This is a genomic window from Thalassobaculum sp., from assembly GCF_040219615.1.
Classification (GTDB): domain Bacteria; phylum Pseudomonadota; class Alphaproteobacteria; order Thalassobaculales; family Thalassobaculaceae; genus Thalassobaculum_A.
In genome coordinates, this window is record NZ_JAVJSE010000008.1 from 95251 (window position 1) to 111280 (window position 16030).

Annotated in this window: 14 protein-coding genes; 9 read left to right on the top strand and 5 right to left on the bottom strand. The window is 69.0% G+C overall.

Going from position 1 to position 16030, the window contains the following annotated elements:
* Window positions 1-7 precede the first annotated feature (7 nt).
* The 8 genes from RIC31_RS03540 to RIC31_RS03575 all read left to right on the top strand — a co-directional run bounded on the left by RIC31_RS03540 (window position 8) and on the right by RIC31_RS03575 (window position 8798).
* Complete coding sequence (locus RIC31_RS03540) at window positions 8-709, top strand: phosphatidylserine decarboxylase (protein ID WP_350103196.1); 702 nt, start codon at window positions 8-10, stop codon at window positions 707-709.
* Window positions 706-1563: a CDP-diacylglycerol--serine O-phosphatidyltransferase gene (pssA, locus tag RIC31_RS03545; RefSeq protein ID WP_350103197.1), complete on the top strand. Its 858-nt coding sequence runs from the start codon at window positions 706-708 to the stop codon at window positions 1561-1563. The genes RIC31_RS03540 and pssA overlap by 4 nt, the downstream gene beginning before the upstream one ends.
* A 160-nt stretch (window positions 1564-1723) precedes the next feature.
* Window positions 1724-3061 carry a radical SAM protein gene (locus tag RIC31_RS03550; RefSeq protein WP_350103198.1) on the top strand — a complete coding sequence of 446 codons (1338 nt, stop codon included), beginning with the start codon at window positions 1724-1726 and terminating at the stop codon, window positions 3059-3061.
* Between the two features lie 117 nt (window positions 3062-3178).
* Window positions 3179-3784: a CDP-alcohol phosphatidyltransferase family protein gene (locus RIC31_RS03555; RefSeq protein ID WP_350103199.1), complete on the top strand. Its 606-nt coding sequence runs from the start codon at window positions 3179-3181 to the stop codon at window positions 3782-3784.
* A gap of 498 nt (window positions 3785-4282) precedes the next feature.
* Window positions 4283-5368 carry an ABC transporter substrate-binding protein gene (locus RIC31_RS03560; RefSeq protein WP_350103200.1) on the top strand — a complete coding sequence of 362 codons (1086 nt, stop codon included), beginning with the start codon at window positions 4283-4285 and terminating at the stop codon, window positions 5366-5368.
* A 197-nt stretch (window positions 5369-5565) separates the two neighbouring features.
* Window positions 5566-6360: an ABC transporter permease gene (locus RIC31_RS03565; protein ID WP_502989940.1), complete on the top strand. Its 795-nt coding sequence runs from the start codon at window positions 5566-5568 to the stop codon at window positions 6358-6360.
* A complete protein-coding gene (locus RIC31_RS03570) occupies window positions 6350-7171 on the top strand; it encodes an ABC transporter ATP-binding protein (RefSeq protein ID WP_350103202.1) in 822 nt (273 codons plus the stop codon). Before RIC31_RS03565 ends, RIC31_RS03570 begins: the two co-directional genes overlap by 11 nt.
* Before the next feature lie 88 nt (window positions 7172-7259).
* Window positions 7260-8798, top strand: coding sequence for an amidohydrolase family protein (locus RIC31_RS03575; RefSeq protein ID WP_350103203.1), 1539 nt, complete (start codon window positions 7260-7262; stop codon window positions 8796-8798).
* Between the two features lie 15 nt (window positions 8799-8813).
* Here RIC31_RS03575 and RIC31_RS03580 read toward each other — a convergent pair whose 3' ends face one another.
* From RIC31_RS03580 to RIC31_RS03595, 4 genes are all read right to left on the bottom strand, one after another.
* Entirely contained in the window at window positions 8814-12029 is a 3216-nt protein-coding gene (locus RIC31_RS03580; RefSeq protein ID WP_350103204.1) for an efflux RND transporter permease subunit, read from the bottom strand.
* A 10-nt stretch (window positions 12030-12039) separates the two neighbouring features.
* Entirely contained in the window at window positions 12040-13131 is a 1092-nt protein-coding gene (locus RIC31_RS03585; RefSeq protein WP_350103205.1) for an efflux RND transporter periplasmic adaptor subunit, read from the bottom strand.
* A 22-nt stretch (window positions 13132-13153) separates the two neighbouring features.
* On the bottom strand, window positions 13154-13711 hold the full coding sequence (locus tag RIC31_RS03590; RefSeq protein ID WP_350103206.1) for a helix-turn-helix transcriptional regulator: 558 nt from the start codon (window positions 13709-13711) through the stop codon (window positions 13154-13156).
* A gap of 146 nt (window positions 13712-13857) precedes the next feature.
* The gene (locus RIC31_RS03595; RefSeq protein ID WP_350103207.1) at window positions 13858-14064 is read right to left on the bottom strand and encodes a cold-shock protein; all 207 of its coding nucleotides are present in this window, start codon (window positions 14062-14064) and stop codon (window positions 13858-13860) included.
* A gap of 260 nt (window positions 14065-14324) precedes the next feature.
* On the opposite strand from RIC31_RS03595, the gene RIC31_RS03600 reads away from it, so the two are divergent.
* On the top strand, window positions 14325-15314 hold the full coding sequence (locus RIC31_RS03600) for a hypothetical protein (protein WP_350103208.1): 990 nt from the start codon (window positions 14325-14327) through the stop codon (window positions 15312-15314).
* A gap of 22 nt (window positions 15315-15336) precedes the next feature.
* On the opposite strand, the gene RIC31_RS03605 is transcribed toward RIC31_RS03600, so the two are convergent.
* Window positions 15337-16029 (bottom strand): SDR family NAD(P)-dependent oxidoreductase, encoded by a 693-nt coding sequence (locus RIC31_RS03605; protein WP_350103209.1) that lies wholly within the window; start codon window positions 16027-16029, stop codon window positions 15337-15339.
* Window position 16030 lies beyond the last annotated feature (1 nt).

Consider the following 16030-nt stretch of genomic DNA (forward strand, 5'->3'; position numbering starts at 1 on the left):
GGGTTCCTTGCTCAATTCCATCCTGGTTCCGATCGCCCGGGAAGGGCGGCCGTTCATCGCGGCGTTCGCGGTGGCGACCCTTGTGCTCGCCCTGATCGCCGACTGGCTGCTGATCCCGGGCGTCCTCCTGACCGCGTGGTGCGTCTATTTCTTCCGCGACCCGAACCGGGTCACGCCGAGCCGTGACGGGCTGGTGGTCAGCCCGGCCGACGGGCTGATCGTGTCGATCGCCTCGGTGCCCTGGCCGAAGGAGCTGGCCATGGGAGAACAGACGGCGGGCGAGGGCGAGGTCACCCGCATCGGCATCTTCATGAACGTCTTCGACGTGCATGTGAACCGCATCCCGGTCGACGGCAGGATCACCAAGCTGGCCTATGTTCCGGGGGCGTTCGTGAACGCGTCCTTCGACAAGGCGAGCGAGCAGAACGAGCGGCAGCTGGTGGCGATGGAGACCGCCGACGGCCGGAAACTCGCCTTCGTGCAGATCGCCGGCCTGGTGGCCCGACGTATCGTGTGCCATCTGACGGAGGGACAGACCGTGCTGGCCGGTCAGCGGATGGGGATGATCCGGTTCGGCAGCCGGGTCGACGTGTATCTGCCGGCCGGGACGGCGCCGCTGGTGGTCGAGGGCCAGCGCTGCGTCGCCGCCGAGACGGTCCTCGCGGACCTCGCCTCGGCCGAGCCGGCGCGCAACGGAGCGGTCCGATGAAACGTCTTCGCCGCCGCCGCAGCAGTCCACGGTTTTCCGGGCAGTCCTTCAATAAGCTGATCCCGAACCTGATCACCGTGCTGGCGGTCTGCTTCGGCCTGTCCGGCCTGCGCTACGCCCTGGCCGGCAAGTGGGAGTTCGCGGTCGGGATGATCGTGCTGGCCGCGGTGTTCGACGCGCTGGACGGCCGGATGGCACGACTGCTGCGGGCGCAGTCGAAGTTCGGGGCGGAACTGGACTCGTTGTCCGACTTCGTCAGTTTCGGCGTCGCCCCGGGGATCATCGTGTATCTGTGGGCCCTGCAGTCGCTCGGCAACTTCGGCTGGATGGCCGGGCTGTTCTACGCGACCTGCTGCATGCTGCGGCTGGCGCGCTTCAACACCAAGCTGGACGACGACAAGCCGGCCTTCACCTACAACTACTTCACCGGCGTGCCGGCGCCGGCCGGCGCCGGGCTGGCACTGCTGCCGATGATGCTGGCGTTCCAGACCGGGCTCGACCTCACGACCTATCCCCCGCTGATGGCGCTCTGGCTGGTCCTGGTAGGGCTGCTGATGGTCAGCCAGCTGCCGACCTTCTCGTTCAAGCGCATGAAGGTGCCGCAGCGCATGGTGCTGCCGATCCTGATCGGCGCCGGCCTGATCATCACCGGCGTGGTCAGCGCCCCCTGGTTCATGCTGGCGTTGCTGATCATCGCCTATCTCGGCTCGATTCCGCTGTCGGTATTCGCCTACCGGCGGCTGCTGAAGGAGGCCGAGCAGATGGCGGAGGCCAGCCCCGCCACCGTCGACGAGACGGAGCCGCGCGCCGGAACCTCGGTCGACGCCGACAGCCGGGCGCCCAAGCTGCACTAACGGATCGACTACGAGGGGATCCGCTGCTGTCGGTCTCGCCCTACGCTTGAATATCGGCCGGCCGTGCATACTGTATCTGATTGCGCCGTCACGATCCTCGGGTCCTGTGGGTTCACCGGCCTTGCCTGGTGCGCCCGTCCGACCGTACCCGGAACCCTCGATGAACTGCCAGATCCTGCGCACCCTGTACGTCAGGGCCAATGGCGAGATCCCGTGCGAGGACGACTTCGGCGAGCGGCTCACGCTCGGTCGGCTTCCGGACGACCCGGCGACGCCGGCCATCGGCCGTATCCTGGAGAACGAGGCGTTCGGGCGGATCCGTGCCGCCTTCGCCCGCGGGGAGGCGCCGTGGCCGGAGGTATGCCGGTCCTGCGCCCTGCTGCGTCCCGACGAGGCGCCGGTCGACGAACTCGGCCGCCGGGTGATCGAGAAGCTGCAGGTCGAGGCCTCGCTGGCCTGCGCGCTGCGATGCCCGGACTGCTCCAACCTCCAGCAGATACGCCACCGCAAGGGGCCGCTGCACATGACCCCGGAGGTGTTCGCCGGGCTGCTCGACGACCTGCGGAACGAAGGCTTCGCAGTCCTGTCCGTCGAGTATTGCGGCCAGGGCGAGCCGTTGAACAACCCGCGGTTTCCCGAGCTGCTGGCGACCGCGCGGCGGTCATATCCGGAGACCCTGCAACGGGTGATCACCAACGGCAACCACGACTACGCCGCCAGGATCGGCGACGCCTTCGTCGAGGAGACGGTGGTGTCGGTGGACGGCGCGACCCAGGACGCCTATGCCCGCTACCGGGTGAACGGGCGAATCGACCGGGCGCTCGCCTTCCTTCGCGACGCGGTGGCGGCGCAGCGTCCGCGCGGCGGGGCGGTGATCTGGAAGTACATCCTGCTGGCCTCCAACGACTCCGACGTCGAGATCGCCGAGGCGCGGCGGCTGGCGGAGGAGATCGGCGTGACCGAACTGCGGTTCGTGCGCACCCACTCGGCCAGCCGGTCCGTCCGCGCCGAGCTTCCGCGTCTGCCTGCCGGCGGCGGAAAAGTCCGGATCGAAGCGCATCCGTCGTTCTTCCGAAATGTCCGCAGCATGGCTGGCAGGGGCGGCGTGCGCATCAGCGGCGCCGGCGGCGCCGTCCATCTCGACAGCCTGACCATCCACGAGGACGGCACGCTGCGGCTGGTCGGCTGGGCAAATGCCGCGCAGCCGGTTTCGGAGGCCACCGTGGCGGTCGACGGCGCGGCGCCGGCGCCGCTGCCGCTGACCGTGCCGCGCCCGGATGTGCGTCGGCAGATTCCGGCATTCGTCTCGGTCGTCTGCGGCTTCGATGTGTGGGTGAGGGCGTCGGCCGCCGGGTCGGCGGGGCCGACGTTGTTGGAGTTCCGGATGGTCCTGGCCGGCGGCGGCACCTCGCGGCTCCTGGTCGACTTCGAGGATCGGCCGTTACCGATGTGGCGGCGGGCCGCCCGCCGCGTCGCGCGGATGGTCCGCATGGCGTAGGCGTGCCGGGTGTGCCGGCCGGCGGGTCCGCCCGGCGCCTTGGGCCGACCGTGGTTGCGATCCGGTCGCCGGCGTGCAAGCTGCGCGACGGAGTCGTGAACGGCCTGCTGGGGAACGATGTTCGATGCCGCGCTGCGCAGGCTGATCGATCCGCCGCTCGATGCGGCCGGCCGCCGGCTGGCGGCGGCCGGGGTGTCGGCGAACGCGGTGACCGTCGGCGGCTTCTTGGTCGGGATCCTGTCGGTCCCGGCGCTGGCGGCCGGCCGCTACGACCTCGCCCTGCTGACGATCCTGGCGAACCGCCTGGGCGACGGCCTGGACGGCGCCATCGCCCGCAGCGTGGGGCCCAGCGACCTGGGCGGCTATCTCGACATCGTACTCGACTTCGTCTTCTACAGCGCGGTCGTGCTCGGCTTCGCGCTCGGCCGCCCGGACCATGCGGTGTGGGCGGCGTTCCTGATCTTCAGCTTCGTCGGCACCGGATCGTCGTTCCTGGCCTACGCGATCGTCGCCGCCAAGCGCGGCGTGACCACGGCCAGCCGCGGCCGCAAGAGCATCTACTATCTGGGCGGCCTCGCGGAGGGCAGCGAGACCATCGCGGCCTTCGTCCTGATCTGCGTGTTCCCCGAAGCCTTCCCGTGGATTGCCGGAATTTTCGGGGCGATGTGCTGGATCACCACCGCCAGTCGGATATGGCAGGCGGTGCAGGCGTTCGGGGACTGACTCCCGGTCCACACTGCCTGCGTTTTGGGCGCCGGCATGCTGCGCTGCAAAACAAATGAACATCGGCGAATACCGGGCATCTCAGTTGATGTCATCAAGATATTGAAAAACAAAGACCCTGTCCGTTGGCATGGAATCTGCGATTCCCTGTTTCAGCGCAGCGTCGCCTCGGCGACAGCTTTGGTTGGCGTGCCACGCAACTGTTGCGGTGATTGCGGATAACGCAGTCGGAGGGACAGTTCGGCGCCGACGCGCCGTTCTTCCCTGGGGCGAGCCTTGTCTTCGTTGTTTCGACCGGGTCGGTTCGTCGGCCCGTCGCGACCGCCCCCAACTGCGTGACCGACCGTCACCGTCACCGGACCCCGTGGGGCCCGGCACCATGACAGTTGTCTTCGACGGCTCGGCCGTGGCGCCCAGGTGCCGCGGCGGGGTCTCCGCAACCCCCGCGGGAGCTCGGCGAGCATCGCCGCCGTGGGCTCGACGCAGGGAGACAAGACCATGTGTGACCGATACGGCTGTGCTGCATTGCCGGACTTCCGATCGATGGACCTCGGCGGCGCGCCGAGGATCGACCGCCGCTCGCTGCTGAAGGCGGCCGGGGTCGGCGCGCTGACCATGGCCGTCGGGCCGGGCCTGCTCGGCTCCCCCGCCCAGGCCGCGGCGTCGACCGTCAAGTCGACGCACGGCACCGGCTTCTGCAACCTCAATCTGTTTCTGGCCCACGCCAAGCAGCTGGCCATGGAGGACGGGCTGGAACTGGTGTTCGTGAACACACCGACCTTCGCCGAGCAGGTGACCTTCCTCGGCATTGGCCAGGTCGACGTCGGTCTGATGCCCTACACCAGCTTCATGGCGCTGTTCGACGCCGGGGCGCCGGTCAAGGTGGTCGCCGGCGGCGGCATCGAGGGCTGCGTGATCGTCGCCCGGCCGGGCCTGGACACGCCCGAGAAGCTGAAGGGCAAGACGTTGGCGACCTTCCAGCTCGATACCCTGGAGGTGATGCCCTACGACTGGCTGAAGAAGCACGGCATCAGCTTCAAGGACGTGAACGTCCGCTACATGGGCTCGACCCCGGAAGCCGTTGAGGCCTTCAAGGCCGGCGCGGTCGACTGGATCTGCACGATCGAGCCCTACGGCACCGCCTTGCTGAACGACGTGCCGGGCTCGGTGATGCTGTCCGACGGCACCGACATCTACGGCAAGGGCTACACCGACTGCGTGCTGGCGGCCCGCTCCAGCCTGATCGAGGAGAACCCGGCGGCCCTGAAGGCCCTGATCAAGGGCATGATGAAGGCCCAGAAGCTGGCCGAGACCGAGCAGGCGGTGGTCCTGACCGATCTGGTCGGCACCTACTACAAGACCTCGATGGAGAACGCGAAGCTGGCCATGGCCAAGCAGCCGGCGGTGGTCGATGCCCGCAACCAGACCCAGTTCATCCTCGACCGCACCGACAGCCTGGTCGAGATGGGCTACATCAAGAAAAAGCCGGACCGCTCGGCGATCGACTGGACGCTGCTGGAAGCGGTCATCGCCGAGAACGCCGATCTCTACGGCAGCCTCAAATACAAGGCGGCGGCGGCATGAGCATGGCGTCGCCGCTTCAGCAGGCGCGCGGGACGGCGGCGGGTCGGACCGGCGGGGCGACAGCCCCGCCGGCGGCCGGGCCCCCGGGCGCCACCTCGCTTCCGGCCGGCTCCCGGCTCGCCGGCGGCCGCATCGTGGTCGGCGAGGCGATCGACCGCCTGATCCCGAAGGTCGGCTGGACCCTGATCTCGGTCGGAATGTTCGCGCTGATCTGGGAGCTGCTGTGGGCGGTCGGCCTGGCCGATCCCAAGCTGCTGCCGCCGCCGCACATCTTCCTCGGCGCGTTCGGCGACCAGGCGAAGTTCTTCAACACCGCGACGCGCTGGCAGATCGGCGTCTCGGCCTCGGCCGGCCCGACCCCGGCGGAAGCGGTGCTCATCACGGTGCTGGCCTCCGGCGGCCGGGTGCTGGCGGGGTTGGGGATCGCCGCGGTGCTGTCGATCGCGCTGGGCATCGCCATCCGCTACTGGGGGCTGGTCGACCGCCTGATCCTGCCGAGCGTCACCCTGCTGGCCCCGGTCTCGCCGATCGCCTGGCTGCCGGTCGCGATATTCGTGTTCGGCATCGGCAACGCGCCGGCGATATTCATGGTCGTGATCGCCCTGTTCTTCCACATGGTGATCGCGACGGTGAACCAGATCGACGGGGTGAACCGCAACCTGGTCAACGTCGCCCGCACCATGGGGGCGTCGAAACGGCAGATCTACGGCCGGGTGATCGTCCCGGCGATCCTGCCGGGCATCCTGGTGTTCCTGCGGCTCAACCTGTTCGGTGCGTGGATGGTGGTGCTGATCGCGGAGTCGACCGGTGTCGGCTACGGCCTCGGCCAGGTGATCATGCTGGCGCGCAACACCTTCAATCCGTCGCTGGTGTTCTTCACCATCGCGCTGATCGGCTTCGTCGGCTTCCTGACCGACTACCTCATGCGATTGATCCAGAAGCGCATCCTGTACTGGATGCCCGACCCGGCGGGGGTGCTCCGTGGCCTTTGACAGCCTTCCCATCGACGGCGATGCCATCGTCTGCCGTGGCGTCTCCAAGACCTGGGCGGAAGGCACCCGCCGGGCCCACGAGGCGCTGCGCGACATCGACCTGGTCGTCCAGCCCGGCGAGTTCGTGGTGTTCCTCGGGCCGTCCGGTTGCGGCAAGAGCACGCTGCTGTACCTGATCTCCGGCCTGGAGACGGTCACCGGCGGCGACGTCCGGTTCTTCGGCGACCCGGTCACCGGGCCGTCGCCGGACCGCAGCCTGATCTTCCAGGAGACCTCGCTGTTTCCCTGGCTGAACGTCTGGCAGAACGTCAGCTTCGGGCTGTCGCTGCGGGGCGACCCGCCGGCGGCCCGCAAGGCGGTGGCGGAGCAGGCGCTGCGTCATGTCGGGCTGGTCGAGGCGATGGACAAGCGTCCCGACGAGCTGTCCGGCGGCATGCGCCAGCGGGTGGCGGTGGCCCGGGCGCTGGCGATGCGGCCGAAGGTGCTGCTGATGGACGAGCCGTTCGCCGCCCTCGACGTCCAGACCCGGCAGAAGATGCAGGACTTCCTGCTCGACGTCTGGCGCGACAGCGGCGCCTCGGTGCTGTTCGTCACCCACCATATCGACGAGGCGGTGGCGCTGGCCGACCGGGTGGTGGTGTTCTCGGCCCGGCCGGGGACCATCAAGGCGGTCGTCCCGATCTCGCTGCCGCGGCCGCGCGACCAGTTCTCGCGCGAGGTGGAACGCCTGCGCATCGACCTCACCGAGCTGTTGCGCGACGAGGTCGACAGGGCGTTCGCCGAGCAGGAGGGGCTGGCCCGGACCGCCTGAGCCGTCAGGGGCCCGCAGCCCGCATTTCACGTCATCATCAACGAACGCCGCCGCCCTTGCGGCCGGCGCACAGGGAAGGAGCATCGCGATGGCGACCACGCTCGTTCGCAGCAAGACCATGATCACCAAGACCGTCGACCGCCACACCGTCGAGGAGATCGCCGACGGCGCGCTGATCCAGGAGGACGGCGTCATCACCGAAGTCGGCACCTACGAGGCGCTCTCGGCCAAGCATCCGACTCTGCCGGTTCTCGGGTCCGGCCGCGAGGTGCTGGTGCCCGGCTTCGTCAACGGCCACCATCATGTCGGCCTGACGCCGGTCCAGCTCGGCTCGCCCGACATGCCGCTGGAGCTGTGGTTCATCACCCGCATGGTGACCCGCAACCTGAACCTCTACCTCGACACCCTGTACTCGGCGTTCGAGATGATCGGCTCCGGCATCACCACGGTGCAGCACATCCACGGCTGGCTGCCCGGCAAGATCGATCTGGTCGAGCCGTTGGCCAACGAGGTGATCCGGGCCTATGAGGACATCGGCATGCGGGTGTCCTACTCGTTCGCGGTGCGCGACCAGAACCGCATGGTCTACCAGGACGACAAGGCGTTCGTGGCGAGCCTGCCGCCGGAGCTGCAGGCCCCGATGCAGCGCTGGTACGACCGCTTCCAGATGGGGCTGGAAGACTGCATGGACATGTTCGCGCACATGCACGGGCGCCATCAGAACAAGCGCCGGGTCAAGATCCAGCTGGCGCCGGCCAACCTGCACTGGTGCTCTGACTCGGCTCTGACGGCGCTGTCGGAGGCGTCGAAGAAGTACGAGGTGCCGATGCACATGCACCTGCTCGAAACCGCCCTGCAGAAGGAGTACGCTTGGCGGCGCGGCGGGTGCACAGCGGTCGAGTACATCGACCGCTTCGACATGCTGGGACCGAAGCTGACCCTGGGCCACGGGGTCTGGCTGAACGAGAGCGACATCGACCGGCTGGCCGAGACCGGGACCTGCGTGTGCCACAACTGCTCGTCCAACTTCCGGCTGCGCTCCGGCCTGGCGGCGCTGAACCATTTCGAGATCAAGGGCGTGAACACCGCCATCGGGCTCGACGAGGCCGGCATCAACGACGACCGCGACATGCTGCAGGAAATGCGACTGGTGTTGCGGGCGCATCGGGTGCCGGGCATGGACGACGACGTGCCGACCACGCCCCAGGTGTTCCGGATGGCGACCACCGGCGGCGCGAAGACCACGCCCTACGGCGACTTCCTCGGCACCCTCGAAGTCGGGAAGGGGGCCGACCTGGTGCTGCTCGACTGGGAGCAGATGTCATATCCGTATCTGGACCGGGAGACGCCGTTGCTCGACGCGGTGATCCAGCGCGCCAAGTCGGACGGAGTGCGGGCGGTGATGTGCGACGGCGAAGTGATCTACCGCGACGGCGTGTTCACCAGGGTCGACCGCGACGGGGCACTGAAGGCATTGCACGACGACCTGTCGCGCGCCCTCAGCGACGACGAGGTCGAGCGTCGCAATCTGTCGAAGGCCCTGCTGCCGCACGTGAAGAAGTTCTACCGGGGCTACGTAGACCCGGCGAAGCACCAGCCCTTCTACCGGCCGAGCTCCCGGGTCTGAGGCGGCGGCGCCGCCTTACTCGGCGGCGTGCGGCAGTTCGTAGTCCGGCGTCGCGGTGCCGCCCGTTCCGGGGCCGCCGCGGCGTCCGGCAAGCCGTTGCTTCAGCCGGCGCCAGCCGGTGGCGACGTCGTGCTTGAACACCAGTGCCGCCGGCGTGACCACCAGGGTCAGGACCGTCGCGAAGGCCAGCCCGAAGACGATGGCGGTCGACAGCGACACCCACCACTGGGTCGACGGTGCGCCGACGGTGACCTCGCGGCTGACGAAGTTGATGTTGGTCTGCATGACCATCGGCATCAGCCCGAGGATGGTGGTGACGGTGGTCAGCATCACCGGGCGCAGGCGCTGGGCGCCGGTCCGCAGGACCGCCTCGCGGGGGTCGGCGATGTCCTTCCTCAAGGTGTCGTAGGTGTCGATCAGCACGATGTTGTTGTTCACGACGATGCCGGCGAGCGCGATCACGCCGATGCCCGTCATGACGATTCCGAACGGGCTGCCGGTGACGATCAGGCCGATCATCACCCCGATCGTCGACATGATGACGGCCGACAGGATCAGCAGCGCCGAATAGAAGCTGTTGAACTGGGTCACCAGGATGATCGCCATGATGAACAGGGCGACGCCGAAGGCCTTGACCAGGAACGCCTGGGCCTCCTGCTGCTCCTTGTCCTCGCCCTTGAAGCTGACCTCGATGCCGGCCGGCAGCCCGGCGCCGGGCAGCCAGGCCCGCAGTTCCTGGACCTTGTTGTCCGGCAGCACCCCTTCGGCGACGTCGGCCCGCACCGTGATCGCCGGCAGCCCGTCGACCCGGCGGATGATCCCGGTCTTCGGTTCCGGTGTCATGCGCACGAAGTTGCCGATCGCCACCAGGCCCTGGGCGGTCTCCATCCGGATGCGGTCGAGCTGGGCGAGGGTGCGCATGGCGACCGGGTAGCGCACCACCACGTCGACCTCTTCGTCGCTGTCGTTCGGGCGGTAGTCGGTGATCTTCATGCCCTTGGTGACCAGCTGGACGTAGCGGCCGATCAGGCTGACGTCGGCGCCGAACTTGGCGGCCTGGGCGCGGTCGACGATCAGTCGCCACTCGATGCCCGGCACGTCGCGGGTGTCGTCCACGTCCTTCAGCCCCGGCGTCGCGCGGAACTTCTCGAGCACCGTGTCGGCGGCCGTGTCCAGGTCCTCGCGATCGCGGCCGCGCAGCTGGATCTGCACCGCCTTGCCGGTCGGCGGCCCGGCTTCCTCCTTGCGCGGCTCCACGTAGATCCCGGGGAAGTCGCGCGTGCGCTCGACGATGTCGGCCAGGATCTCGCGGGCCGGCCGCCGCTCCAGCCAGTCCTTGAACTCGACCTGGATGGTGCCGATCACGTCCTCGGCGACATCCTCGCCGCCGCCGGAGGACGAGCCGTCGCTGCGCTGGCCGATGAAGGTGTAGACCGACGCGAAGCCGCCGACCGCGAGGACCTCGCGCTCGACCGGCAGCACCAGTTCCTTCTTCTCCTCGACCGAGAGGTCGCCGCGGGCGTGAACGTAGATCAGCGCCACGTCCGGCTCGATGTCGGGGAAGAACTCGACCCCGTTGCCGTGGGTCGCGTAGTAGGCCTGCACGCCGATCAGGGTGCCGAAGGCGGTGGCCAGCACCAGGCCGGGATGGCGCAGCGCCGCCCTGAGCACCTTCAGATAGCCGCCGGTGAAGCCGGTGACCGTATTGATGTCGCCGGTCTCGGCGGCGGCGAGCTGCGTGCGGGCCTTGTCATCCGTGGCGCTCGGCTTGCCGATGATGGCGCCCAGGGCCGGCACGAAGACCAGCGCCATCAGCAGCGATGCGGTCAGCGTCACCAGCAGCGTGATCGGCAGGAACTTCATGAACTCGCCGACCACGCCCGGCCAGAACAGCAGCGGGAAGAACGCGGCGAGCGTGGTCGCGGTCGACGCGATGATCGGCCAGGCCATGCGCTTGCCCGCCTCGGCGTAGGCGTCGCGTCTGGACAGCCCCTCGGCCATCCGGCGATCGGCCGACTCGGTGACCACGATGGCGCCGTCCACCAGCATGCCGACGGCCAGGATCAGGCTGAACAGCACCACGATGTTGATGGTCAGCCCGAGCGACGACAGCACGAGCATGCCCAGCATGAACGAACCCGGGATCGCCAGCCCGACCAGGCCGGCTGACCGGACGCCCATGGCGCCGACCACCACGATCATCACCAGCAGGATGGCGCTGGTGACGTTGTTCTGAAGATCCGTCAGCATCAGGGAAATCTGGTCGGACTTGTCCTGGCTGAAGGTCACCTGGACCGCGTCCGGGAACGGCTGAGTGGCCTCGGTCACCACGCCGCGGACGTCGTCGATGGTGTCGATGATGTTGGCGCCGGTGCGCTTGGTGACCTCGATGCCGATCGCCGGCTGGCCGTCGAGCCGGGCGTAGCCGGCACGATCCTTGAAGCTGCGTTGAACATTGGCGATGTCGCGGATCCGGACGACGGCGTCGCCGTTCACCTTGATCGGTTGCTCCAGGATGTCGGCCACCCCCTCGTACAGCCCGGGAACCTTGATCGGGAACCGTCCCTGGCCGGTGTCGAGGGTACCGGCGGCGATCAGCTGGTTGGAGCGCGCGACCGCGTCGAGCACGTTGCCGGCCTGCAGGCCGTAGCTCTCGAGCTTGAGCGGATCGACGACTACCTCGACCAGCTCCGGGCGCTCGCCGGTCAGCTTGGCGTCGAGCACGTCGGGCAGGGTCTTGATCGCGTCCCGGACGGTGCGGGCCAGATGCAGCAGCTCGCGCTCCGGGATCTCGCCGGACAGCGTCACGACCAGGACCGGGAACAGCGAGAAGTTGACCTCGTGGACCTCGGGTTCCTCAGTCTCTTCGGGCAGGTCGGCCTTGGCGGTGTCGATCTTCTCGCGGACGTCGACCAGGGCGGCGTCGGCATCGAAGCCGGCGTCGAATTCCAGCACGATCGAGGCGCCGCCCTCATAGGCGCGCGAGCGCATCTCCTTCACGCCCTCGATCGAGCGGACCTCCTGCTCGATCGGTCGCAGCAGCAGGCGCTCGGCATCCTCGGGCGAGATGCCCTCGTGCTTGAGGACCGTGTAGATCAGCGGGATGTTGATGTCGGGGTCGGCTTCCTTCGGAATTTCGATATAGGCGACGGTGCCCGCGATCAGGATCAGCAGCAGGGCGGACAGCGTGGTCCGGCTGCGCCCCAGGGCGGCGTCGATCAGCGCCCGCATGTCAGGATCCTCATGACTGGGGTGTCCCGGCATCGACCGGCGTCACCGCCTGGCCGTCGGACACCAGCAGTTGGCCGACGTTGATGATCCGGACCGACTCCGGCAGGCCGGCGATCCAGGCGCCCTCGCTGTCGGAGCCGAGCACCGAGATCCGCTTGAAACGGGCGACGTCGCCGTCGTCGACGATCATCACGCCGATCTTTCCCTGGTCGTCCAGCAGGAAGACCGCCGGCGACACGTGGTGGGCGGGCCGGGCCGGCAGCGGGATCTGCAGCTCGGCGGTCATGCCCTGGCCGATGCGGCCGTCCGGGTTGGCGAACTCGGCCTCGATGCGGAAGGTCCGGGTGGCGCTGTCGGCGGCGGCCGCAGTGTAGGTGACGATAGCCGGAATCTCGGTGCCGGAGGACAGCCGCGCCGTCGCCGGCATCCCTTCGTCCAGCGCCTGGACCTGTTGCTCCGGGACACTGGCGACGGCGCGCATCGGATCGAGCTCGATCAGCGTGGCGACGGGGTCGCCTTCCTGCAGGTAGTCGCCGATCTCGATCGGCCGGCGGTCGAGGACGGCCCGGAAGGGGGCGGTGATCCGCGTTCGGTCCAGGTCGACCTGGATGCGCGCGCGCTCGGCCCGCGCCAGCTCGAGCGCGGCGTGCGCCTCGGCCCGTTTGGTTTCGGCCTGATACCCCTTGGCGGCGAGCTGGCGGGCGGCGTTGTTCTCGATCCGGCGGAACTCGATCGCGGCCTTGGCCCGCTCCAGCTGGGCGCGGCGGTCGGCCTCGTCGAGCTGCACGATCAGGTCGCCGGCGTTCATCCAGGAGCCTTTCGGGGCGCCGACCGATGCCACCCGGCCGGCGGTCTCGGCGCGGATCTCCACGGCCCGCCTGGCCTCGGTCTGACCCGAGGCACGGATGACCGCCACATAGTCGCGCGCATTCGAGGTGACCACCCGTACCCGCGGCGGCTTGGCGACCGTCGGGGCCTCGGACCCGGCGGGCTGGTCGCTCGCCGCGGTTGCCGGGCGGTCGGCGAACTGGCCCGAGAGGACCCATCCGGCCGCGGCGACCGCGATGACTGCTGCCAGGACGATGGAGGTGTTCACACGCATCGGAAATTTCCCCGGTCGGCGTTCATTCGGCGGCTTCCATCGGGCGAGCGAGCCCTGCCAGCAGCGCCTCCCTGTTGCGCGTCAGATAGTCGGCGGCGGCGCGGTAGACCTCGACGCCGAACCCGGACACCAGCCAGCGGCCGGGATCGATGTCGGCGCCCGACGCCAGCCGCTCGGCCCGGCATCCCGCGATGCGCTCGGCCTGGCTGCGGTAGGCCTCGATATAGCCGTCGATCAGTGCCTCGACGCGGGCGGGCGGCAGTTCTCGCGCAAAATACAGCAGGAACAGCAGGTCGGAACGCAGATGGTCGGGCTCCGGCGGCTCGGCGAGTGCCCGGCGGAACGCCGCGTGGCCGGACGGGGTCAGGCGATAGACCTTCTTGTCCGGGCGCCCGTCCTGCTCGTGCGCCTCGGCCTCGGCCAGGCCCTCGACCAGCAGCTTGGAAAGGGCCGGGTAGATCGATCCGAAGCCGGCGCGCTGGAAATGCGCGAACGGCCCTTCCTCGAACGCCTTCTTGATCTCGTAGCCGGTGGCCTCGCCCTGGAACAGCACGGCGAGGCAAAGGGTCTTCACATCCATCGACGGGCAACCGATCGGCAGCGTTTAGTATCGCGCCGATATATATCTTCCCGATATATGCCTGCAAGGGGCCTGCAAATAAAAGCGGCGGCGCATCCGTGCTGCGCCGCCGCTCGTGTGTTCTGTCGCCAGGGTCGGGGCGTCGATCAGACCGGCTTCAGCTCCTCGGCCGCCATCTTGCCGTTCCGCTGCGGCTTCATCTCGTACATGATTGCCTGGCCTTCGTTGAGGCCCTGCAGTCCGGAGCGCTGCACCGCAGTGATGTGAACAAACACGTCGGCACCGCCATCATCCGGCTTGATGAATCCGTAACCCTTGGTGGTGTTGAACCACTTCACCGTACCAGTCGGCATTCGATACGCACTCCAAACGCGACGCGTCCGCCGGACATTGCAGATATCACCTCCTCAGGACGCCGGGATGCCGGTGCTGCAAGCCAACGCGGTCACTCCGAACGTAGGGCGACGTCTCGCCCGCCTCCTCAGACGATGCCGGCCCCGAACGCCGGAACCGCAGCACAACCCATACGCCGACTCGTGTTCTCTGTCGACGGGGTTCATGTTAACGAATGGCCCGGAACACCAGCCAAACTGCCGCGCGGGACGGTCGAGGGATGCGGGTTTTTGTTTTCGCTCTGGTGGTTGGACTGCTGTGTTCGAACGCCGCTTTCGCTCGCGAAAGGGTTAATCTTCACCTCGCCTTCGGGGTCCGTACGCCGCTCTACGGCAGCCTGGTCGAACGCCTGGCGGCCGAGGTCGCGGAACGCTCCGGCGGGCGGCTGCGGGTGCGAACCCACGAGCCGGGTGCGCTGGTGCCTCGGTTCGCCTATCTCGACGCGGTCGCCCAGGGCTCGGTGGAAGCGGCCTGGGGCATGCCGGCGGTGCTCAGCGGCCGGGCCCCCGAGGCGGCGCTGTTCACCGGCGTGCCGTTCGGGTTGGATCCGGCGGCCCACCTCGCCTGGGTGCGCGACGGCGCCGGGCGGCCGCTGTACGACGCGATGTATGCGCGGTTCGGCGTGGTCGGGCTGCCCTGCGTGGCGGTCGGGCCGGACGGCCTCGCCTGGCTGAAGCAGCCGCTCGACGAAAGCGCCCCGTTCCGCGGCCTGCGGGTGCGCGCCTTCGGGCTGGCGGCGCGTATCCTGGACCAGATCGGGGCGGCCAGCGCGACCGGCTTCGGCTCGGATCTGGCGATCGGTCTGGCGACCGGCGCCTTCGACGCCGCCGAGGCCGGCGTGCCGGCATCCGACCTGGCGTTCGGACTGCACGAAGTGGCGTCGATCTACCTGTATCCGGGCCGCCTGCAGCCGGCGACGCTGATCGACGTGGTGGTGAACCGGGCGCGCTGGGAGATGCTCGGTCCGGACGGCCGGGCGACCCTGGATGCCGCCTGCCGGGCGACCGCCGGATTCGCGGAAGGTGCCAACCGCGAGGCGAACGCGGCGGCGCTGCAGGCGATCGCGGCGGCCGAGGTCGCGGTGTCGGCGCCGTCGCGCGGAACCGTCGCGGCACTGCGGGGCGCCTGGGCGGCGGTCCGCGACCGTCAGGCGGCGGAGTCCGAGACGTTCGCCGCCGTGATCCGGGCCTACCCGCCGGTCGTCGACTGAGGCCGGCGGCTCCGCTTCCTTCCTAGAAGGTCTCGACCCAGGGTCGAAGCTCGATCTCCCAGGTCCAGGCGCTGCGGTGCTGGCGCAGCACGTGGAGATAGCTCTCGGCGATCGCATCGGGCTCGAGGAAGGCGTCCGGCCCGCGCGAAGCGTCACTGTAGCGCGGACCGGCGATGCCGCCGTCGATCACGAAATGGGCGACGTGGATGCCTTTTGGCGCCAGTTCCCGCGCCAGCGACTGGCACAGGCCGCGCAGGCCGAACTTGCCCATCGCGAAGCTCGACGAGTTCGGATAGCCCTTGACCGCCGCCGAGGCGCCGGTGAACAGCAGTGCTCCCTTGCCCCTGGGCAGCATGCGCCGGGTCGCCTGCTGGGCGACCAGGAAGCCGCCGTAGCAGGTCACCATCAGGGCGTCGCGGACCGCCGCCGGGTCCAGGTCCTGGACCGGGCCGCGGACCCGCGCCGAGGGGTTGAACACCACCACGTCCGGCGAACCGAGGTCGTTGTCGACGGCGGTGAACAGCGCTTCGACGCTGTCCGGATCGGCGGCGTCGCAGCGATAGGCCCGGGCCCCGGTCTCGGCGACCAGGGCGTCGAGCTTGCCGGGCGAGCGGCCGGCCAGCGCCACCGCCATGCCCTGTCTGGCGAACAGCCGGGCCAGCGAGGCGCTCAGGCCGGCGCCGGCGCCGACGATCAGGGCGGTTTCCTTCGCCATG

Coding starts and splice junctions, on each gene's coding strand:
- RIC31_RS03575 (WP_350103203.1), top strand. CDS start 7,260: ATGGCGACCACGCTCGTTCGCAGCAAGACCATGATCACCAAGACCGTC.
- RIC31_RS03565 (WP_502989940.1), top strand. CDS start 5,566: ATGTTCGCGCTGATCTGGGAGCTGCTGTGGGCGGTCGGCCTGGCCGAT.
- RIC31_RS03600 (WP_350103208.1), top strand. CDS start 14,325: ATGCGGGTTTTTGTTTTCGCTCTGGTGGTTGGACTGCTGTGTTCGAAC.
- RIC31_RS03595 (WP_350103207.1), bottom strand. CDS start 14,064: ATGCCGACTGGTACGGTGAAGTGGTTCAACACCACCAAGGGTTACGGA.
- RIC31_RS03555 (WP_350103199.1), top strand. CDS start 3,179: ATGTTCGATGCCGCGCTGCGCAGGCTGATCGATCCGCCGCTCGATGCG.
- RIC31_RS03560 (WP_350103200.1), top strand. CDS start 4,283: ATGTGTGACCGATACGGCTGTGCTGCATTGCCGGACTTCCGATCGATG.
- RIC31_RS03580 (WP_350103204.1), bottom strand. CDS start 12,029: ATGCGGGCGCTGATCGACGCCGCCCTGGGGCGCAGCCGGACCACGCTG.
- pssA (WP_350103197.1), top strand. CDS start 706: ATGAAACGTCTTCGCCGCCGCCGCAGCAGTCCACGGTTTTCCGGGCAG.
- RIC31_RS03605 (WP_350103209.1), bottom strand. CDS start 16,029: ATGGCGAAGGAAACCGCCCTGATCGTCGGCGCCGGCGCCGGCCTGAGC.
- RIC31_RS03590 (WP_350103206.1), bottom strand. CDS start 13,711: ATGGATGTGAAGACCCTTTGCCTCGCCGTGCTGTTCCAGGGCGAGGCC.
- RIC31_RS03585 (WP_350103205.1), bottom strand. CDS start 13,131: ATGCGTGTGAACACCTCCATCGTCCTGGCAGCAGTCATCGCGGTCGCC.
- RIC31_RS03550 (WP_350103198.1), top strand. CDS start 1,724: ATGAACTGCCAGATCCTGCGCACCCTGTACGTCAGGGCCAATGGCGAG.